This window comes from Bacillus sp. SCT118 (assembly GCF_058566435.1).
The window spans coordinates 3,575,654-3,595,870 of the sequence record NZ_CP191225.1 but is presented as its reverse complement, the minus strand read 5'-3'; the positions used below and the strand labels follow the sequence as shown (position 1 = coordinate 3,595,870).

23 protein-coding genes are annotated in these 20,217 nt (G+C 46.9%); 18 read left to right on the top strand and 5 right to left on the bottom strand.

The annotated features are described in order from the left end of the window. Nucleotides 1–10 precede the first annotated feature (10 nt). Nucleotides 11–1,636 (bottom strand): copper transporter YcnJ, encoded by a 1,626-nt coding sequence (ycnJ, locus tag ACQVGT_RS18530; RefSeq protein WP_015482803.1) that lies wholly within the window; start codon nt 1,634–1,636, stop codon nt 11–13. Between the two features lie 34 nt (nt 1,637–1,670). Continuing rightward, entirely contained in the window at nt 1,671–2,243 is a 573-nt protein-coding gene (gene cutR / locus ACQVGT_RS18525; protein WP_015382781.1) for a copper uptake transcriptional regulator CutR, read from the bottom strand. Nucleotides 2,244–2,407: 164 nt separating this feature from the next. Here cutR and ACQVGT_RS18520 point away from each other — a divergent pair, with 164 nt between their 5' ends. The 6 genes from ACQVGT_RS18520 (at nt 2,408) to sipU (ending at nt 7,801) form a co-directional block, all read left to right on the top strand. Then, nucleotides 2,408–2,761: a hypothetical protein gene (locus ACQVGT_RS18520; protein WP_015382782.1), complete on the top strand. Its 354-nt coding sequence runs from the start codon at nt 2,408–2,410 to the stop codon at nt 2,759–2,761. 172 nt (nt 2,762–2,933) lie between these two features. Beyond that, entirely contained in the window at nt 2,934–4,370 is a 1,437-nt protein-coding gene (locus ACQVGT_RS18515) for a PTS mannitol transporter subunit IIBC (RefSeq protein ID WP_046340204.1), read from the top strand. Nucleotides 4,371–4,394: 24 nt separating this feature from the next. Next, a complete protein-coding gene (locus ACQVGT_RS18510) occupies nt 4,395–4,826 on the top strand; it encodes a PTS mannitol transporter subunit IIA (protein WP_003246714.1) in 432 nt (143 codons plus the stop codon). Between the two features lies 1 nt (nt 4,827). Next, nucleotides 4,828–5,949 (top strand): mannitol-1-phosphate 5-dehydrogenase, encoded by a 1,122-nt coding sequence (locus tag ACQVGT_RS18505; protein ID WP_015482805.1) that lies wholly within the window; start codon nt 4,828–4,830, stop codon nt 5,947–5,949. A gap of 90 nt (nt 5,950–6,039) precedes the next feature. Further along, nucleotides 6,040–7,104 (top strand): tartrate dehydrogenase, encoded by a 1,065-nt coding sequence (locus ACQVGT_RS18500; RefSeq protein WP_015382784.1) that lies wholly within the window; start codon nt 6,040–6,042, stop codon nt 7,102–7,104. A 133-nt stretch (nt 7,105–7,237) separates the two neighbouring features. Next, nucleotides 7,238–7,801 (top strand): signal peptidase I sipU, encoded by a 564-nt coding sequence (gene sipU / locus ACQVGT_RS18495; RefSeq protein ID WP_015382785.1) that lies wholly within the window; start codon nt 7,238–7,240, stop codon nt 7,799–7,801. Between the two features lie 68 nt (nt 7,802–7,869). Here the strand turns inward: sipU and ACQVGT_RS18490 are convergent, their stop codons facing one another. Next, complete coding sequence (locus ACQVGT_RS18490; RefSeq protein ID WP_015482807.1) at nt 7,870–8,478, bottom strand: dienelactone hydrolase family protein; 609 nt, start codon at nt 8,476–8,478, stop codon at nt 7,870–7,872. A gap of 85 nt (nt 8,479–8,563) precedes the next feature. Here ACQVGT_RS18490 and ACQVGT_RS18485 point away from each other — a divergent pair, with 85 nt between their 5' ends. Beyond that, entirely contained in the window at nt 8,564–8,956 is a 393-nt protein-coding gene (locus tag ACQVGT_RS18485; RefSeq protein WP_015482808.1) for a 3-hydroxyacyl-ACP dehydratase FabZ family protein, read from the top strand. 32 nt (nt 8,957–8,988) lie between these two features. Here the strand turns inward: ACQVGT_RS18485 and ACQVGT_RS18480 are convergent, their stop codons facing one another. Next, on the bottom strand, nt 8,989–9,153 hold the full coding sequence (locus tag ACQVGT_RS18480; RefSeq protein WP_003234425.1) for a YczO family protein: 165 nt from the start codon (nt 9,151–9,153) through the stop codon (nt 8,989–8,991). A gap of 132 nt (nt 9,154–9,285) precedes the next feature. On the opposite strand from ACQVGT_RS18480, the gene ACQVGT_RS18475 reads away from it, so the two are divergent. The 9 genes from ACQVGT_RS18475 (at nt 9,286) to ACQVGT_RS18435 (ending at nt 16,709) form a co-directional block, all read left to right on the top strand. Beyond that, nucleotides 9,286–10,035 carry a phosphoglycolate phosphatase gene (locus ACQVGT_RS18475; RefSeq protein ID WP_003234424.1) on the top strand — a complete coding sequence of 250 codons (750 nt, stop codon included), beginning with the start codon at nt 9,286–9,288 and terminating at the stop codon, nt 10,033–10,035. A gap of 206 nt (nt 10,036–10,241) precedes the next feature. Continuing rightward, nucleotides 10,242–11,015 carry a 5-oxoprolinase subunit PpxA gene (gene pxpA, locus ACQVGT_RS18470; RefSeq protein WP_015382789.1) on the top strand — a complete coding sequence of 258 codons (774 nt, stop codon included), beginning with the start codon at nt 10,242–10,244 and terminating at the stop codon, nt 11,013–11,015. A 14-nt stretch (nt 11,016–11,029) separates the two neighbouring features. Then, complete coding sequence (locus tag ACQVGT_RS18465) at nt 11,030–12,244, top strand: NRAMP family divalent metal transporter (RefSeq protein ID WP_003234422.1); 1,215 nt, start codon at nt 11,030–11,032, stop codon at nt 12,242–12,244. Between the two features lie 23 nt (nt 12,245–12,267). Next, on the top strand, nt 12,268–13,041 hold the full coding sequence (locus tag ACQVGT_RS18460) for a putative hydro-lyase (protein ID WP_010886407.1): 774 nt from the start codon (nt 12,268–12,270) through the stop codon (nt 13,039–13,041). A gap of 44 nt (nt 13,042–13,085) precedes the next feature. Continuing rightward, nucleotides 13,086–13,808, top strand: a complete 723-nt coding sequence (pxpB, locus tag ACQVGT_RS18455; RefSeq protein ID WP_029317303.1) for a 5-oxoprolinase subunit PxpB — start codon at nt 13,086–13,088, stop codon at nt 13,806–13,808. Between the two features lie 2 nt (nt 13,809–13,810). Continuing rightward, nucleotides 13,811–14,818, top strand: coding sequence for a 5-oxoprolinase subunit PxpC (gene pxpC / locus ACQVGT_RS18450; protein ID WP_003234419.1), 1,008 nt, complete (start codon nt 13,811–13,813; stop codon nt 14,816–14,818). A gap of 15 nt (nt 14,819–14,833) precedes the next feature. Next, nucleotides 14,834–15,586, top strand: coding sequence for an IclR family transcriptional regulator (locus tag ACQVGT_RS18445; RefSeq protein ID WP_015482811.1), 753 nt, complete (start codon nt 14,834–14,836; stop codon nt 15,584–15,586). Between the two features lie 63 nt (nt 15,587–15,649). Then, nucleotides 15,650–16,279, top strand: a complete 630-nt coding sequence (gene lipC / locus ACQVGT_RS18440; RefSeq protein ID WP_015382792.1) for a spore germination lipase LipC — start codon at nt 15,650–15,652, stop codon at nt 16,277–16,279. A gap of 184 nt (nt 16,280–16,463) precedes the next feature. Continuing rightward, nucleotides 16,464–16,709: a YczI family protein gene (locus ACQVGT_RS18435; protein ID WP_003240256.1), complete on the top strand. Its 246-nt coding sequence runs from the start codon at nt 16,464–16,466 to the stop codon at nt 16,707–16,709. 5 nt (nt 16,710–16,714) lie between these two features. On the opposite strand, the gene ACQVGT_RS18430 is transcribed toward ACQVGT_RS18435, so the two are convergent. Further along, nucleotides 16,715–17,002: an antibiotic biosynthesis monooxygenase family protein gene (locus ACQVGT_RS18430; protein ID WP_003234413.1), complete on the bottom strand. Its 288-nt coding sequence runs from the start codon at nt 17,000–17,002 to the stop codon at nt 16,715–16,717. 150 nt (nt 17,003–17,152) lie between these two features. Between ACQVGT_RS18430 and pbpC the strand changes: the two genes are divergently transcribed. Together pbpC and ACQVGT_RS18420 are read left to right on the top strand one after the other, a co-directional pair. Then, entirely contained in the window at nt 17,153–19,159 is a 2,007-nt protein-coding gene (gene pbpC / locus ACQVGT_RS18425; protein WP_046340206.1) for a penicillin-binding protein 3, read from the top strand. A gap of 100 nt (nt 19,160–19,259) precedes the next feature. After that, nucleotides 19,260–20,162: an aldo/keto reductase gene (locus tag ACQVGT_RS18420; protein WP_015382794.1), complete on the top strand. Its 903-nt coding sequence runs from the start codon at nt 19,260–19,262 to the stop codon at nt 20,160–20,162. Nucleotides 20,163–20,217 lie beyond the last annotated feature (55 nt).

The window sequence follows — 20,217 nt, the reverse complement described above, 5'->3', positions numbered from 1 at the left end:
TAAACACTCCTTAATTGGTCTTTGTAAACATGATATTGATTTCGTTAAAGTCGCCGGTTAGGCCGTGGACTTTGATCTTCCAGTTTCCTTTTTCATTAATCGACAGGTTTTGATCCTGGAAGACGCCTTTTGTTTTTTCTTTTAATGTAAAGGTGCTTTTGTTTTCGCTGCCTGACAGGCCTGTTTTATAAACGGTTAACGTGATTTGCTGGATGTTTTTCACGGGATCTCCGTTATGGTCGGTGACCCGCAGCTCAAAAACATTTTTTCCGGGCTGGTTTGGGCTGATGCTGAGAGAAACGCTTTGTCCGTTCTCAATCGCTTTGGTTTGGTAGAACGGTTCCGGCGCTGGCTCAGGCGGGCTTGGCAGGCTTGTAAACACGGCCGCTGTGATCAATACAGCGATGCCGATTGCCCACTCCGCTTTCAACGTTTGGCTGATTCCTGTGCGGCGCTGCTTTCTGGTAAGCAGAAAATGAAACGCACCTAAGACCAGCATGAAAACAAACAGCCCGCTTTTCACTAAAAGAGCTTGGCCGTACGCTGTATGGAACAGTGAATCCATTGAACGAATGATGAAAAATCCATTGAGCAAGCCTGAAAACAAAATGACGCCGACTGCAGTGAGCGCCCATGGGGAGAACCGTCTGACCGTCTCCCACGCGAGCGTTTTGTCAGGCTGCCTCCATTCTTTTGAGAGCAGCAAAACAAGTGCCGCTATTCCGCCGACCCAGATGGAAGCGGAAGTTAAATGAAGGAAATCCATCAAAATGCCGACCGTTTTTTCTTCAACGACAGCAGCATGCCCTGTAAACGCCTTGGCAAGCAGGAGACCGAAAAAGAAAATGAGCGGCGCTGTCCAATAGCCAAAGGATGAAAAGCGGTTTTTCCGTATCGCAGGGATTACAGACAATGCGAGCAGCACGAACAGCGCGGCCTGTATGATCCAAATGGAGCCGCCTGCTGTCTCAAACAGTGTTTCTCTGATGTAGCCCAGCTGGAATGCGCTGCCCCAGCCGCCGCCTGCGTTCGCTTTTGTCTGAATCGGAAGCTGAAGCAAAAGCGCCAGACCCAGTGCTGCGATCGAGCCGGTCAGGATACGTCTCGTCCGTTTGACGAGCTGTTCTGATGTCCCTTTATACCAGAAAAGATGGAAGAAAACCGTTCCGATAAACAGAGATAAGGCTGTATACAAAATCGCGCGATCTGCTGCTGTTCCCGGATTCAGCGCTGAATCGGCTGCTTTTTGGCTGCTGAATCCGCCATCCGCTTTCCCGATACTGAACGGAATGACGCCGGAAACAGGATGCCCGTCCGCGGATACGGCATTCCATTCCGCTCTGTACACATCTTTAGGCAGATTCTTCTTCAGCTTCACTGTCATGATGTGATGATTATCTTTTCTGATTTCAGTCTTGTCCGTATCCACACGGTCGCCGTTTGAATTATAGACTTTAATGTAATGAAACCCTTCTTCAACAGGTTCATTAAATTCAATCTCCACCTGTGCAGGCGCGCTTTTTAATTCGCTGTTTTCTCCAGGTGAGGATTTGACAATATAGGCGTGAGCAAAGCTTGTTTTCGGCAGGAAAACAAGAAAAAGCAGAAGGATGATCCACCATCTGTTTCGCTTCATCACTCAGACACCACCTTCCGCTGTATGTGTTGTGTTATTTCTTGGTGCAGGTGCAGCGTTTCTTTCTGTCTTGAAGCATGTCTTCCAGCGCTTGGTCGAAAGTGCGGACGGCTCCGCCGAATCCTTTTTGAAATCGTTCGGCATGGTCAAGTGTCGCAAACGGAATGGCCTGCGGCTGGCAACAGTGCAGGTTTAATTCAGCATTTACGACGAAATAAGCCGAACCGGCACTGACGGTTGTCTGTAACAGAAAGTCTCTGCAAATCAAGTGTGAAACCTCTTCCGTTTTATCCGCGTAACGCAAAAACGCGCAATGTGCGCAGCATAGCTGTTCAATGTCTTGGTTTACCGTAATCAGCTGAACCGAATGAGCTTGATTGACGGGCTTCAAGCAATAGCTGCACATATGATCCGTTTGAGGTGTTCTGGCGGGGAGCGTGATGCCGCCGGCCGTTTTAATGACCTGATTTGACTGAACCAGCTGATTGACATCTCTGTATACCGTCATTTCCGAAACGCCAAACTTTGCGCTGATGTCAGAAATTCTGAGCGCGCCTTCTTCTTTCAGCCACTTCAGTATGTGTTGCTGTCTATTAATCGGAAGCATTCATACACCCTCTTCATTAAGATCTATTTAAGCGTAGAGGATTTTAGAGACAGAGACAAGTAAGCTGATGATAAAAAATGTGAAAATGTGTTGAACAGCAACAAAACGAAACAGAAGGGACTCTGGTATAATAGACATATGGAATAGAAAGTGAGGAATACCCTATGAAAGAAACACCATGCCCGAACTGCGGCAAACCTTTGACAGGCGACATGGTCAGATCATCAAATGTGCCTTGTCAATTTCGCTGCGGACACTGCCGGGAACGGCTTTATGAATATAAAATATCAGCTCCGATTATGCTGGTATCATTAGCGGCCATTGTGCTGCTCATTTATCTTTTGCTGCTCCTCCGCAATGCGGCAGGTTCAATGCTGCCGGCTGTACAGCACGTGCCAATGGCTGTTTTTGCACTTGTGTGCGCCTATCCCGTTTTTATTGTGAGTGAGCGAATGATCGCAAAGTACGTGATTCAAAACGGCAACATTATTTATAGAGGAAAGAGAAAAGGCTCCTGAAACCAGGAGCCTTTTTATTTTTAAAAAATTGTCACAGTCATGTGCCAAAGTCCTCTTTACTTTCAATTGTATAGGTACTGTAAGCGTTTTAACATAGAGTCAAAGGGAAGCATCATTCTCTGAACATATTTTTGTATCTTACAGCGACAAACAAAACAGGGAGGGTTTATATATGCAGCAGCAAGAACAGCAGCAAGGCGGCATGAAAGTGAAAGTGCAGCGCTTTGGGAGTTATTTGAGCGGAATGATCATGCCGAATATCGGCGCGTTTATCGCGTGGGGTATCATTACCGCGTTGTTTATTCCGGCAGGATGGTTTCCGAATGAACAGCTGAACACGCTGGTCAGCCCGATGATTACGTATTTATTGCCGCTTTTGATAGCGTATACAGGCGGAAAAATGATCTACGACCACCGCGGCGGAGTTGTCGGAGCGACAGCGGCAATTGGGGTGATTGTCGGATCGGATATTCCAATGTTTTTAGGCGCAATGATTATGGGACCGCTTGGCGGATACCTCATTAAACAGACTGATAAATTATTCAAGGATAAAGTCAAACAAGGCTTTGAAATGCTGATCAACAACTTTACGGCAGGGATTGTCGGCGCGGCTTTAACGATTCTCGCGTTTTACGCCATCGGCCCGGTTGTCCTGACGCTAAATAAATTGCTGGCGGCTGGTGTGGAAGTCATTGTACACGCTAATTTACTGCCGATAGCCAGTGTTTTTGTAGAACCGGCGAAAGTGTTGTTCCTCAACAACGCCATTAACCATGGAATCTTAAGCCCGATCGGAATCGAGCAAGCATCCCAAACAGGAAAATCAATTCTGTTTTTAGTAGAAGCAAACCCTGGACCGGGGCTCGGCATTTTGCTGGCGTACATGTTCTTTGGCAAAGGATCTTCAAAATCAACGGCTCCCGGTGCGGCGATCATCCATTTCTTCGGCGGGATTCACGAGATTTACTTCCCGTACATTCTGATGAAACCGGCCCTGATTCTCGCAGCCATTGCCGGCGGAGCAAGCGGACTCTTAACGTTTACGATCTTTAATGCCGGACTTGTCGCGGCAGCGTCACCGGGAAGCATTATCGCATTGATGGCAATGACGCCAAGAGGAGGCTATTTCGGCGTATTGGCGGGTGTATTGGTCGCTGCAGCTGTATCGTTCATCGTTTCAGCAGTGATCCTGAAATCCTCAAAAGCTAGTGAAGAAGACCTGGCTGCCGCAACAGAAAAAATGCAGTCCATGAAGGGGAAGAAAAGTCAGGCAGCAGCTGCTTTAGATGCGGAACAAGCCAAAGCAGAGGAAGCGTCTGAGCTGTCTCCTGAAAGTGTGAACAAAATTATCTTTGCATGTGATGCGGGAATGGGATCAAGTGCGATGGGGGCATCCATCTTAAGAAACAAGGTGAAAAAAGCAGAACTTGACATTAGTGTGACCAACACGGCCATTAACACTCTGCCAAGCGATGCGGATATTGTCATCACCCACAAAGATTTAACAGATCGCGCGAAAGCAAAGCTGCCGAACGCGACACACATATCAGTGGATAACTTCTTAAACAGCCCGAAATACGACGAGCTGATTGAAAAGCTGAAAAAGTAATCTTATAGAAAGAGAGTGATACTCATGCAAGTACTCGCAAAGGAAAATATTAAACTCAATCAAACGGTATCATCAAAAGAAGAGGCCATCAAATTGGCAGGCCAGACGCTGATTGACAACGGCTACGTGACAGAGGATTACATTAGCAAAATGTTTGAACGTGAAGAAACGTCTTCTACGTTTATGGGGAATTTCATTGCCATTCCACACGGCACAGAAGAAGCGAAAAGCGAGGTGCTTCACTCTGGGATTTCAATCATACAGATTCCAGAGGGTGTTGAGTACGGAGAAGGCAACACGGCAAAAGTGGTATTCGGCATTGCGGGTAAAAATAATGAGCATTTAGACATTTTGTCTAACATCGCCATTATCTGCTCAGAAGAAGAAAATATTGAACGCCTGATCTCCGCTAAAAGCGAAGAAGATTTGATCGCCATTTTCAACGAGGTGAACTGACATGATCGCCTTACATTTCGGTGCGGGGAATATTGGGAGAGGGTTTATCGGCGCGCTGCTTCACCACTCCGGCTATGATGTGGTGTTTGCGGATGTAAACGACACGATGGTCAGCCTCCTCAACGAAAAAAAAGAATACACAGTCGAACTGGCAGAAGAGGGACGTTCATCAGAGGTCATTGGCCCGGTCAGCGCGATTAACAGCGGCAGTCAGCCCGAAGAGCTGTATCGGCTGATGAATGAGGCGGCGCTCATCACAACAGCTGTCGGCCCGAACGTGCTGAAGCTGATTGCTCCGTCGATCGCAGAAGGCTTAAGACGGAGAAACGCTGCAAACACACTGAATATCATTGCCTGCGAAAATATGATTGGCGGAAGCAGCTTCTTAAAGAAAGAAATATACAGCCATTTAACGGAAGCAGAGCAGAAATCCGTCAGTGAAACGGTAGGTTTTCCGAATTCTGCCGTTGACCGGATCGTCCCGATTCAGCATCATGAAGACCCGCTGAAAGTATCGGTTGAACCATTTTTCGAATGGGTCATTGATGAATCAGGCTTTAAAGGGAAAACACCAGTCATAAACGGCGCACTGTTTGTTGATGATTTAACCCCGTACATCGAACGGAAGCTGTTTACGGTCAATACCGGACACGCGGTGACAGCGTATGTCGGCTATCAGCGCGGACTCAAAACGGTCAAAGAAGCAATCGATCATCCGGAAATCCGCCGTGTTGTTCATTCGGCGCTGCTTGAAACTGGTGACTATCTCGTCAAATCGTATGGCTTTAAGCAAACTGAACACGAACAATATATCAAAAAAATCATCGGTCGCTTTGAAAATCCTTTCATTTCGGACGATGTGACCCGCGTAGCGAGGTCACCTCTCAGAAAACTGGGAGAAAATGATAGACTTGTAGGCCCGGCAAAGAAAATAAAAGAACCGAATGCACTGGCGGAAGGAATTGCCGCAGCACTGCGCTTCGATTTCGCCGGTGATCCTGAAGCGGTTGAACTGCAAGCGCTGATCGAAGAAAAAGGATACAGCGGCGTACTTCAAGAGGTGTGCGGCATTCAGTCCCATGAACCGTTGCACGCCATCATTTTAAAGAAACTTAATCAATAACCGACCACCCGTGACACAATGTCACGGGCTTTTTTTACTATCTCGCAATCTAGTATAATAGAAAGCGCTTACGAAAACAGGGGAAGGAGAATGACGATGAAACAATTCGAGATTGCGGCAATACCGGGAGACGGAGTAGGAAAAGAGGTTGTAGCGGCTGCTGAGAAAGTGCTTCATACAGCGGCTGAGGTACACGGAGGTTTGTCATTCTCATTCACGGCTTTTCCATGGAGCTGTGATTATTACTTGGAGCACGGCAAAATGATGCCCGAAGATGGAATACATACGCTTACTCAATTTGAAGCGGTTTTTTTGGGAGCCGTCGGAAATCCGAAGCTGGTTCCCGATCATATATCGTTATGGGGACTGCTGCTGAAAATCCGGAGGGAGCTTGAGCTTTCCATTAATATGAGACCCGCCAAACAAATGGCGGGCATTACGTCGCCGCTTCTGCATCCAAATGATTTTGACTTCGTGGTGATTCGCGAGAACAGTGAAGGTGAATACAGTGAAGTCGGCGGGCGCATTCACAGAGGCGATGATGAAATCGCCATCCAGAATGCCGTGTTTACGAGAAAAGCGACAGAACGTGTCATGCGCTTTGCCTTCGAATTGGCGAAAAAACGGCGCAACCATGTGACAAGCGCCACAAAGTCTAACGGCATTTATCACGCGATGCCGTTTTGGGATGAGGTCTTTCAGCAGACAGCCGCTGATTATAGCGGAATCGAAACATCATCTCAGCATATTGATGCGCTGGCCGCTTTTTTTGTGACGCGTCCGGAAACGTTTGATGTCATTGTGGCGAGCAACTTGTTCGGTGATATTTTAACCGACATCAGCTCAAGCCTGATGGGAAGCATCGGCATTGCGCCTTCTGCGAACATCAATCCATCCGGCAAATATCCGTCCATGTTTGAACCGGTTCACGGCTCTGCTCCTGACATTGCCGGACAGGGCCTTGCCAATCCGATCGGCCAGATTTGGACAGCGAAGCTGATGCTCGACCACTTCGGAGAGGAAGAATTGGGGGCGAAAATTCTGGATGTAATGGAGCAAGTGACTGCCGACGGCATCAAAACACGCGACATTGGGGGACAAAGCACAACGGCTGAGGTCACTGATGAAATCTGTTCGCGCTTAAGAAAGCTCTGATGAATCAGGCCGGGGCAGATGGCTGCCCCGGCCTGTCCATTTCCTTACGAAAATTTCCACGAAAGTCTAACCAAGCAGTTCCAAATGCTGTATAATAATTTGGAATTCTTAGGAAAGCATCGGGTGAAGGAAGTTGAATGCAAAAACAATCACGTTAAAGAAAAAAAGAAAAGTCAAAACGATCGTTGTACTCAGTATCATTATGATCGCAGCTCTCATTTTTACGATCAGATTGGTGTTTTACAAGCCTTTTCTTATTGAAGGATCATCAATGGCCCCAACGCTTAAAGACTCAGAAAGAATTCTGGTTGATAAAGCAGTCAAATGGACTGGCGGGTTTCACAGAGGCGACATCATAGTCATTCATGACAAAAAGAGCGGCCGCTCATTTGTCAAACGTTTAATCGGTTTGCCTGGTGACAGCATTAAAATGAAAAATGATCAGCTGTACATAAATGATAAAAAGGTGGAAGAACCGTACTTAAAGGAACAACAACAAGAGGTCAAAGAATCGGGTGTAACCTTAACGGGTGACTTCGAGGTTGAGGTTCCTACCGGTAAATATTTTGTAATGGGAGATAACCGTCTCAATTCACTGGATAGCAGAAACGGAATGGGCATGCCTTCTGAGGACGATATCATCGGTACTGAATCTCTCGTCTTTTATCCATTCGGTGAGATGAGACAGGCAAAATAAAACTCAGTGCAACAAAGAACATGGAACGTATGGAACCAAAACACGCGATAATAAAGCACTGTAAGCGATTAATAAATTTCTGATGAAACAGGGCGGAGCCGTTTTTCCGCCCCGTTTTTTATGATAGAAAGCGTTTGGAAGAAAAGGGTCCTGTTGAAATAAACAGAATCAGGATTGGCGAAGCCGTGAAGCGCATCGAATTGATAAATCTCAAGATGGGTATGCTGTTTTTCCCGCAGTTTTTTAATAAGAAGCGCTACGTCAAACGACGGCTCATAATTAGGGAAAAACAATAGGACCGGGCAGGCTGGCACGTGATGAAGAGAGTCGCGTATCCGGGAACCGTAATAACAAACCGATCCGCTCACCTCAGGCATACTGCTGCATTTCCATGCGATAGTAGCCCCCACGCTGAATCCAATCACAAAGATGTGCCGTCCGGCGTTTTGCCTGATCACATTCTGGATGATGGTTTCTCCCGTTTTCAGCCGTTCGTGTTTTGTAAATTGTTCGTATGCCGTTTTTTCTTCTTGCAGTGTGTAGACTTCATCTTCGCCGAGCAGGTTGGGCGTCAACACATCATATCCAGCCATTTTGATCAGCCGGCCCATCTTTTTCATACTGCTGTTTACACCGTATATTTCGTGTGCGAGAATGACAAGCGGTTTTGGGGACATAACGGCCTCCTTTTGTGTTTTTTCCATTATATCCTATCGTTTCGCTTTAGGCTGAGATATAATGGTCAAAAAAAGGAGATATAAAATGAACTCATTATCTTTGCCTCACCGCTATCCATTTTTGTTTATTGATGGCGTGACGGATAGCGAGCCCGGCAAACACGCGGCAGCTTATAAGCTGATTAGTGAGAACGACTGGTTTATCACTGATACGCAAACAGAAATGCCGTTTTCACTTGTGATTGAAGCGCTTGCGCAAACCGCGGCTTTTACAGGAATTACAGATGAGAACAGCTTGGGATTATTGTCTTCGGTGAAGAAAGCGGAAAAGCTGGGAGAAGCTGCGCCCGGTGACCGGCTTGATCTTACGTTTGAAGTCACGCGCAATCGGCGCGGGTTTGTGTTCGGACATGCCAAGGCATCAGTTGGAGAGCAGCCTGTTGCTGAAGCTGAAATCGGCATCTATATTGAAAAATGAAAAAAACCCTTCACAACATTTTGTGAGGGGTTCTATTTTGTGTCGTAATCCCGTTCGCTTTGAGAGTTATCTCTTTGCTGGCGTTTGTGTTTTTCATCATTCATATTTTCCTTCAGCTCTTCATTAGGAATCGGATCGGTTAAGTCGTTGTGCTCGGGGTTTTCATTTGGTTTGTTTTGCTGTTTTTTTTCTGTCATGTTTGATCACCTCACCGTTTGTTTTCCTCTTATCCGTTCTCCTCAAACATAGGAAATCGCTTTTTTGTCCCGCTGGGTATAATGTATTAGAATAGAGAGAAGCACAACAAAAAGATAAAGAGAGGTACATATATGTCTGTTCAAAGAGAAGATGTAGATATCAAGCTGATCGCAATTGATATGGATGGTACACTGCTGAACGACGAGCAGCTGATCTCGGATGAAAACCGCAAAGCCATTCGTGAAGCGGAGGATAAAGGTGTGTATGTGGTGATCAGCACGGGCCGGACGCTGATGACGTGCCGGGAGCTGGCGGAATCGCTAAAGCTGTCATCCTTTCTAATCACGGCAAACGGAAGTGAAATTTGGGATTCGAATTTTAATTTGGTGGAACGGAAGCTGCTCCATACGGACCATATTCAAATGATGTGGGATTTGCGGAATAAGCACAACACTAATTTCTGGGCCTCTACGGTGAATAAAGTATGGAGAGGCGAGTTTCCGGAAAACATTACGGATCATGAATGGCTCAAATTCGGCTTTGACATCGAGGATGATGATATCCGAAATGAAGTGCTGGAGGAGCTGAGAAAAAACAAAGAGCTTGAAATCACAAATTCAAGTCCGACAAACATTGAAGTCAACGCGCTTGGCATCAACAAAGCTGCAGCCCTTGCCAAGGTTACGGAAAAACTCGGCTTTACAATGGAGAATGTGATGGCGATGGGTGACAGCCTTAATGACATTGCGATGATCAAAGAAGCGGGTCTTGGCGTCGCAATGGGCAATGCGCAAGACATCGTAAAAGAAACGGCTGATTATATCACGGATACAAATATTGAGGATGGTGTCGCTAAAGCGATTCGCCATTGGGTACTATAAAAAAAAGAGAGTCCTAAGATGGACTCTCTTTTTTAGTTTGGCAGGTTTTCTTCTGGGACCATGGTAGGTTTTCTGACAAAAGTATTTCACAAACTGATATGATTCACTTATAATGAAATAAAGTTCAAAAATTCGGAATAGTCGTTCCGAATTTCGGGACAATAAATGACATAAAGCATATCGTTTGCTTTGGCAGGAGGGATTCTGTGTTTCAGATTGATTTAAACTGTGATTTAGGAGAAAGCTTCGGAGCCTACAAGATAGGCCTTGACCAAGATATTTTAGAGTATGTGACATCAGCGAATATCGCATGCGGATTTCATGCAGGAGATCCTAGTGTTATGCGAAAAACCGTCGCGCTTGCAGCGGAAAAAGGCGTAAAAATCGGCGCGCACCCGGGCTTGCCGGATTTACTCGGTTTTGGGCGCCGCAATATGGCGATTTCTCCTGAGGAAGCGTATGATCTTGTCGTTTATCAAATTGGCGCGCTCTCTGGCTTTCTAAAAGCAGAGGGACTTCACATGCAGCACGTCAAGCCGCATGGCGCTTTATACAATATGGCGGCAGTCGATCAAAAACTGTCGGATGCTATCGCGAAAGCTGTCTATAAGATTGATCCAGGCCTGATTCTTTTCGGTCTTGCTGAGAGCGAGCTTGTAAAAGCGGGAGAACGGATCGGACTTCAGACCGCAAATGAAGTGTTCGCCGACAGAACATACCAATCGGACGGCACGCTGACACCGCGCTCCCAGCCGGACGCACTCATTGAAAGTGATGATGCCGCCGTCACCCAGGTCATCGAAATGGTGAAAGAAGGGGCGGTCAAATCTCAGCAAGGACATGATGTGCCATTAAAAGCAGATACAGTCTGCATTCATGGAGATGGAGCCCATGCGCTGACATTTGCGCAAAAAATCAGAAAACAGCTCAAAGCGGCTGGAATTGAAGTGACAGCTATTTCAGAACAGAAGTCAACATAAAGGAGGAACAATAGATGGAGCAGCAGAAAAAGACAGCAGGAAAAAAAGCGGGCAGCTGGTCATTGCTGATGGGCGCCGCCTTTTTAATGGCGACATCAGCAATCGGACCGGGTTTCCTCACCCAAACCGCAACATTCACAAACACACTCGCAGCAAGCTTCGGTTTTGTCATCTTAATCTCTATTATTTTAGATATTTTCGCCCAAACCAATGTGTGGCGCATCATCGCAGTTTCTGGAAAACGAGGTCAGGAAATTGCGAATATGGTGCTTCCCGGATTGGGGTATTTCATCGCCATTCTCGTCGTGCTTGGCGGACTAGCTTTTAATATTGGGAATATCGGAGGGGCCGGGCTGGGGCTTCAGGTGCTGTTCGGCATTACACCTGAAACAGGCGCTTTAATCAGTGCCGTTATCGCCATTTTGATTTTTGTCATCAAGGAAGCAGGAAAAGCGATGGACCGTTTTACGCAAATCGCGGGATTCGTGATGATTATTTTAACGGTCTACGTTGCGGCGACGACAGCTCCTCCGGTCGGACAGGCAGTCGCAAATACATTCGTCCCGGAACACATCAGCATATTTGCCATTGTCACCCTAGTGGGCGGAACCGTCGGCGGTTATATCACATTTGCCGGGGGACACCGTTTGCTTGATGCCGGAATTAAAGGGAAGGAATCCATTCCGCAGGTGACAAAAAGCTCGGTTGTCGGCATTTTAATTACATCTGTCATGCGTATCGCTCTTTTTCTTGCGGTTCTAGGCGTTGTATCGAAAGGCCTGCACATCGATGAAAGCAACCCGGCGGCTTCTGTCTTCAAGCTGGCTGCTGGAAATGTCGGTTATAAAATTTTCGGATTGATCATGTGGTCTGCGGCGATTACGTCTGTTATTGGAGCAGCCTATACATCTGTTTCATTTTTCAAAACCTTTTCTCCAAAAATTGAAAAGAATTCACGGGGTATTATTATCGGATTTATTGTGGTTTCTACGTTAGCTTTTGTCACAATCGGCCAGCCTGCGAAGATCCTCGTCCTTGTCGGTTCACTGAACGGCTTAATTCTGCCGATTGCGCTCGGAACGCTGCTTGTTGCCGCCTACAAGAAAAACATTGTCGGTGATTATAAGCATCCGCTTTGGCTGACAAGCACAGGCGCGCTTGTAGTGATTGTAATGGCAGTTATGGGAATCTACACGTTATGTACACAACTTCCTCAATTGTGGAGCTGATATAAGTGGAGCAATTAAACAAAATGGCGCCAAAGGATGTACGCGCCCTGATACGAGAGGGGAAAATAAACGGGCCGACCGCTGGCATGTCCGGCGGCTACGCCCAAGCGAATCTTGTGGTTTTGAAAAAGGACCTTGCGTTTGACTTTCTGCTGTTTTGCCAGCGAAATCAAAAGCCCTGCCCCGTGCTGGATGTGACTGAAGCAGGTTCGCCCGTGCCGTCTCTGGCTGCGCCTGATGCTGATATCAGAACGGACTTTCCGAAATACCGTATTTACAGGCACGGTATCTTAACGGAAGAAGTATCTGATATTACGCCATACTGGGAGGACGATTTTGTCGGCTTTCTGATCGGATGCAGTTTCTCCTTTGAACAGGCACTGATCAATAATGGGATAGCTGTCCGGCATATTGATGAGGGGACAAACGTCTCGATGTATAAAACGAATATCGATTGTGTTCCGGCGGGGGCGTTTCACGGACAGATGGTTGTCAGCATGAGGCCGGTTCCTGAACGGCTGGCTGTACGTGCCGCACAAGTGACCTCGCGTTTTCCGGCTGTGCACGGAGGGCCGATCCATATCGGCAATCCGGGAGCAATCGGGATTCGCGATCTCGGGAAACCGGATTTCGGAGATGCCGTTTCCATTCGTGACGGCGAGGTTCCTGTTTTTTGGGCATGCGGGGTGACCCCGCAAGCCGTGGCTATGAATGTAAAGCCTGAAATGGTCATCACACATGCGCCGGGGCATATGCTCATCACAGATATTCGAGACGAGTCGCTTGCGGTGCTGTAACCTCTCGTCATCCTGATGAACGAGAAATAAAAGAGGTGAGAAAGATGACTGTACGATATCAAATCGAACAGCTCGGTGATTCTGCAATGATGATCCGATTCGGAGAAGAAATCAATGAACAGGTCAACGGCATTGTCCATGCCGCGGCCGCTTATATAGAAGAACAGCCATTTCCGGGATTCATTGAATGTATCCCGGCTTTTACAAGTCTAACCGTATTTTATGATATGTATGAAGTGTACAAGCATTTGCCTCAAGGCATAAGCTCACCTTTTGAGAAGGTCAAGCGCGATGTCGAAGAGCGGCTGGTAGAAATAGCCGAAGACTATGAGGTCAACCGCCGCATTGTAGAAATTCCTGTCTGCTATGGCGGTGAATTCGGTCCGGATTTAGAAGAGGTGGCGAAGATCAATCAGCTGTCACCGGAGGAAGTAATCGACATTCATACAAACGGTGAATATGTGGTGTATATGCTTGGCTTTGCGCCCGGTTTTCCTTTTCTAGGCGGGATGTCAAAACGCATTGCTGCTCCGAGAAAATCATCGCCAAGACCGTCGATTCCCGCAGGTTCGGTCGGTATTGCGGGATTGCAGACAGGCGTTTATCCGATTTCAACGCCGGGGGGCTGGCAGCTGATCGGCAAAACGCCGCTGGCTCTTTTCCGGCCGCAGGAAAATCCGCCGACATTGCTGCGGGCGGGAGATACTGTGAAATTCGTTCGCATCTCAGAAAAAGACTATCACGCCTATAAGGAGGAGTCCAATTGAGCATGAAAGTATTAAAGCCCGGACTGCTCACAACGGTTCAGGATATAGGCAGAACGGGTTACCAAAAATACGGCGTTCTGGCCAGCGGCGCTATGGACACGGTTTCACTGCGCATTGCCAATCTGTTGATAGGAAACGGCGAAAATGAAGCAGGTCTCGAAATAACGATGATGGGGCCCGGTCCGTCGTTTCATTTTTCAAAACAGACACTGATTGCTGTGACAGGGGCGGACTTCACGCTGCGTATTAATGACGAGGAAGCGCCTTTATGGAAGCCTGTGCTCATCAAGGAAAACAGCACGGTCAGCTTCGGACCCTGCAAACTCGGCAGCCGTGCTTATTTGGCGGCAGCCGGCGGCATCGAGGTGCCTGCCGTCATGGAAAGTAAAAGCACATACGTCAGAGGAAGCATCGGCGGACTTCATGGCAGAGCGCTTCAAAAAGAAGATGAACTGAACATTGGAGAGATGTCAGCTCTTTCGCAAACCATCCTTTCCCGCTTAAGTTCGCAGCTTGGAAAACAGGGATTTGCAGCACCGAAGTGGTCAGTCAGCCGCGGCAGATTTCTGCCATTGAAGAAGAATCCCGTCATTCGGGTGCTGGAAGGAAAGCAATTTGCCTTTTTCACAGAAGAATCAAAAACGCGTTTTTATGAAGAAGCATTTCGTGTCACGCCGCAGTCTGACCGTATGGGCTACAGGCTCAAAGGAGAACCGCTCGAACTGAAGGCCCCGCTTGAGATGGTGTCGGAAGCGGTTTCATTCGGAACAGTACAGGTGCCGCCTGACGGCAACCCGATTATCCTGCTTGCAGACCGGCAGACGACTGGCGGCTATCCGAGGATCGCGCACATCATATCCGCTGATCTTCCGATTGTTTCCCAAATCATGCCGGGCGAGCACGTCCAGTTTGAGCCTGTGTCCCTTCAGGAGGCAGAAGCGCTTGCGGTAGAACGGGAACAGCATATAAAAGAACTGAAAACGAGAATGAAGATGGAATGGCTGACATAGCAAAGGGGATGAATGATGCAGAATAAAAATAAAACCGTAGTCAAATCTATGGCGCTGCTTAATTTGTTTTTGCATAAACCAAGCCTAACCTTAAGTGAACTGGTGTCGCTGACGGGAATGCCGAAGACCTCTGTTCACCGGATGGTCAGCTCTTTGGAGGAAATGGGGTTCCTCAGTCGGGATGTGTCCGGCGCTTATTCGCTGGGATTGGTGTTTTTGGAATTCGGACAGCTTGTCGCTGACAGGCTGGATATCAGAAAAATAGCGAAACCGGTGATGGAAGAGCTGTGCCGGGAAGTGGATGAAGCCGTGCAGTTGATCATGAGGGACGGCAATGAAGCGATATACGTTGAGAAAATAGAAGGGACACAGACTGTGCGGCTGTATACGGCGATCGGCAGGCGTTCCCCCCTATACGCGGGAGCGTGCGCCAGAAGCATTCTGTCCTTTCTTCCCCGTGAAGAAATCGAAGCATACATCAAACAAACCGAGCTCATTTCGATTGGCTCCGGAACGATTACCGATCCCGAGAAACTGCTTCAGGAGATTGATGCCTCTGTGCAAAATGGCTATACTGTCAGCTATTCAGAGCTCGAAAACTATACGGCGGCGATCGGCGCCCCGATCTTTAACCATAAGCATCAGGTGGCAGCCGGCATTAGCATTGCAGGCTTTGAAGCAAGATTTACAGAAGACAGGCTGCCCTATTTAACAGAAAAGGTGAAGGACGCCGCTTTACAGATTTCAAGAAAAATAGGATATACATAAGTAGCCAATCTTTTCTCTGCTGCGTACATTAACGTATCGACGTTCAAGAGTGGAGGAAAGAACATGGTGCTTCAATATACAGCTCTGGGGGATTCCTTAACGACAGGGAGAGGCTCCGGGCTGTTTTCACCCGGCTTCGTCCAGCGTTTTGGGGACATGATGGAAGCTGACTTGAAAACAAGAACGACAATAAACATATTTGCCAGATCAGGCCTGAATACAGAAGAGATTTTGGGACTCCTGTCATATCCCTATGTGCAAAAATGCATTCGAGATGCTGATATGATAACGATCACAGGGTGCGGAAACGATCTCATCGATTCGGTCTTAGCCTACCAAACCTCTAAGGATGAAACGATTTTCAGCCGTGTATCCGCCCATTGCCATGAGAATTTTGAAAAGATGATTGCCAAAATCGCCGAGATTAAAGGAGAAAATCCTTCCCCGTACGCCATCCGAGTGTTCAACTTATACAATCCATTTCCCGGCATTGAAATCGCCGGCAAATGGATCACATCCTTTAATTCACATTTAGAAACACTTGCATCAGCACCCCATGTCAAAATCGCGGATGCCTATAGCATCTTCAAAGGCAAGGAGCGGGAATATCTGTCCTTTGACGGTGTCCATCCGAACTGCAAAGGCTATCAAGCGATGGCTGAAGCCGTTCACAAGTTAGGCTATAAAGAATGATCAGTTTCATAGAAAACGCGCCTCATGACAGGCGCGTTTTTTATGTGTGATCGAAATATTAAAAGAAACTTAAAATTCACTGTCTTCTGTTCTACAGACAAACAAAGTGCGCTAGAATAATGGAGGGCGTAGGCAAATATAGCCATAACGTTCAATATTTCGTATATAAGGAAGGATGGTCCTTTTGTTTCGGATTTTTAAAATGTCTTTTGCGGTTATCATTATTATACTGGCGCTTATTGCTTTTAACTATACGGAACACACCTCTGTTATCCAATCGGTCATGCTCGTCTTTCTTGGCGCCGTCATGTTTATGCAGGGGCTTGAAGAGCGCAAAAAAGAAAACGACGGCTCAGGCGCTTTTAATATTTATACCGCCGTTTTTGTATGGTCTGTCTCCCTTATCGGTTTTACACTTCATATTATATAAATCTATTACACATCCTGAAAATGCTCGACCGTCGGGAACGGGGTATAGAACCGATGAAGCAAGGCTTTCCACTCTTGATACTCTGAAGAACCGCGAAAGCCTTCCGTATGGTCCTCAAGTGTTTCCCACTCCACAAGAAGCAGATATTTATGCGTTTCCTCCATGCATTTTGATAACGAGTGAGTGATATAGCCCTTCATGCCGGAAATAATCGGCGCCGCTTGCCGGAATGCATCCTCAAACTCTTGTTCAAGGCCTTCTTTAATGTGAAGCATTGCTGCCTCTCTGACCATGCTATCCCTTCTTTCTGTCTTTTCAAATAGTCTACAGCAAACGATAGGAGATTTCTGCAAAATCGGTGAACTTTTCCTTCATTTTCAAAAAAATCTTGCACGCACCAATTCAATTAAGAGAAAATAACAAGTGGAAGGCAGGGGAAAGTCATGTTAAAAAAGTGTATTCTACTAGTATTTCTATGCGTCGGATTGATTGGGTTAATCGGATGCTCCAAAACAGATTCACCAGAGGATCGAATGGAAGCATTCGTGAAACAGTGGAACGATCAGCAATTCGATGACATGTATCAAAGCCTGACTAAAGATGTCAAAAAAGAAATCTCCAAAAAAGATTTCGTCAACAGGTATAAAGCCATCTATGAGCAGGCCGGCGTAAAAGATTTGAAAGTCACTGCGGGAGAAGTAGATAAGGACGATCAAGACAACAAGACAATGAAACATATCCCGTATAAAGTCAGCATGAACACAAATGCCGGCAAAGTCAGCTTCAAGAATACTGCTGTGCTGAAATTAGAAAAAACAGATGACGAGGAGTCATGGAATATAGATTGGGACCCATCGTTTATTTTCAAGCAGCTGGCTGACGACAAAACCGTGCAAATTATGAGCATTGAACCGAAACGAGGCCAAATTTACGATAAAAATGGAAAAGGTTTAGCTGTCAATACAGATGTTCCGGAAATTGGAATTGTTCCCGGAGAGCTTGGCGATAAAAAAGAGAAAGTTATAAAAGAACTCGCCAAAAAACTTGATTTGACTGAAGACGACATCAAGAAAAAGCTGGATCAAGGCTGGGTAAAAGACGATTCGTTTGTGCCGCTCAAAAAGGTCAAGCCTGACCAGGAGAAATTAGTTTCTGAAGCGACGTCATTACAAGGCGCAACAAGAACGAATGTCAGCTCCCGCTACTATCCGTATGGCGAAAAGACAGCCCATTTGACAGGCTATGTCCGCGCCATTACAGCGGAAGAACTGAAGAAAAAGAAAGAAGGAACGTACAGCGATACGTCTAACATCGGTATCGCCGGACTTGAAAATGTGTATGAAGACAAGCTAAGAGGCACAACTGGCTGGAAAATCTACGTGCCGCAAACCGGGGAAGTCATCGCTGAAAAGAAAGCAAAGGACGGCGAGGATCTTCACCTCACAATTGATATCAAAACGCAAACGAAGCTGTATGATGAACTGAAGGATGACAGCGGGGCGGCAGTCGCGCTGCAGCCGAAGACAGGCGAAACACTCGCCCTTGTCAGCGCGCCTTCCTACGATCCAAACGGATTTATTTTCGGCTGGAACGATAAGGAATGGAAAAAGCTAAACAAAGATAAAAACAATCCGTTTTCAGCGAAATTCAATAAGACATACGCGCCAGGTTCTACCATTAAACCGATTGCGGCTGCTATTGGAATCAAAAACGGCACCCTTAAAGCCGATGAGAAGAAAACAATCAAAGGCAAGGAGTGGCAAAAAGATTCGAGCTGGGGCGGCTATTCAGTGACACGTGTGTCTGAGAGACTTCAACAAGTCGATTTGGAAAACGCCCTTATTACGTCAGACAATATTTATTTTGCCCAGAATGCGCTTGATATGGGAGCGGACACCTTCACAAAAGGCTTAAAAACATTCGGTTTTTCAGAGGACGTTCCGTATGAATTCCCGATCCAGAAATCGTCTATTGCAAATGATAAGCTTGATTCAGACATTTTGCTTGCGGATACAGGCTACGGACAAGGGCAAATGCAAATGTCTCCGCTTCACTTGGCAGCTGCTTACACGCCATTTGTTGACAATGGAGACCTTGTCAAACCGACGCTGATCAAAAAAGATTCACAAACAGCTGATGTTTGGCACAAGCAAGTGGTCACCAAGGAAGGAGCGGCAGACATTACAAAAGGTCTGAAAGGCGTTGTGGAAGATGAGCGCGGATCAGCGTATCAGCCTGTCGTGAAAGGAATCACAGTGGCTGGGAAAACAGGAACAGCCGAGCTGAAAACATCAAAAGATGATAAAGACGGCACGGAAAATGGCTGGTTTGTCGGCTACGATTACAAAAACAAAGACCTGCTTGTCGCCATGATGATCCAAAATGTGCAGGACCGCGGCGGCAGCCACTATGTCGTTGAGAAAGCGAAAAAGCAATTTCAATCGAATTAAAATGTCTTTTTAAAAGGAGCGAAAGGAAAAAGGGGATCTGAGGCCGAATGAACTAGTAAGGGGCAAAACCCGGTTTATACAAAGAAAAGAGGGATTTTGCATGCAGCGTATTCAATTGGCGGAGGATCTTCAATTTTCAAGAGTCATACACGGGCTTTGGCGGCTGAATGAATGGAACTATTCAGATGCTGAACTGCTTAGCCTCATTGAATGGTGTATCGATCACGGCATCACGACCTTTGATCATGCGGATATTTACGGAGGCTATACGTGCGAAAAGCTGTTTGGAAACGCCCTTGCCCTTTCGCCTGGATTAAGAGAAAACATAGAGCTGGTCACAAAATGCGGTATCGTTCTTGAATCGCCTGAACGGCCCGCTCACAGATCGCATCATTATAACACAAGCAAATCGCATATTTTGGCATCCGTTGAGCAATCGCTTATGAACTTAAGGACGGATTATATTGATGTGCTGTTGATTCACAGACCGGACCCGCTCATGGATCCGGAGGGGGTAGCAGAGGCGTTTCAGGCCTTGAAATGCTCTGGCAAGGTCAGGTACTTTGGCGTTTCAAATTTTAAAGATCACCAGTATCGGATGCTGGAATCGTATTTGCCTGAGAAGCTCGTAACCAACCAGATTGAGCTTTCCGCATACGAATTAGAAAATATGCTCGACGGCACTTTGAACCTGTGCCAGGAAAAACGGATTCCGCCGATGGCTTGGTCGCCTCTGGCAGGCGGCAAAGTATTCACTGGAAACACGGATAAAGACCGGCGTGTCCGCACGGCGCTAGAATCTGTCCAAGGGGAAATCGGCGCCGCTTCATTGGGCGAGGTCATGTACGCATGGCTGTTCACGCATCCGGCCGGCATCATGTCGATTGTCGGAAGCGGAAAGCGCGAGCGGATTTCCGCCGCGATAAATGCGTTGTCAGACAAGCTTGACCAGGATCAATGGTTCCGCATTTTTACAGCCGTACAGGGTTACGATATTCCATAAAAAGCATCAGTTTACCAGCTGATGCTTTTTCAATATTGTCACACCGCTTAGTGCC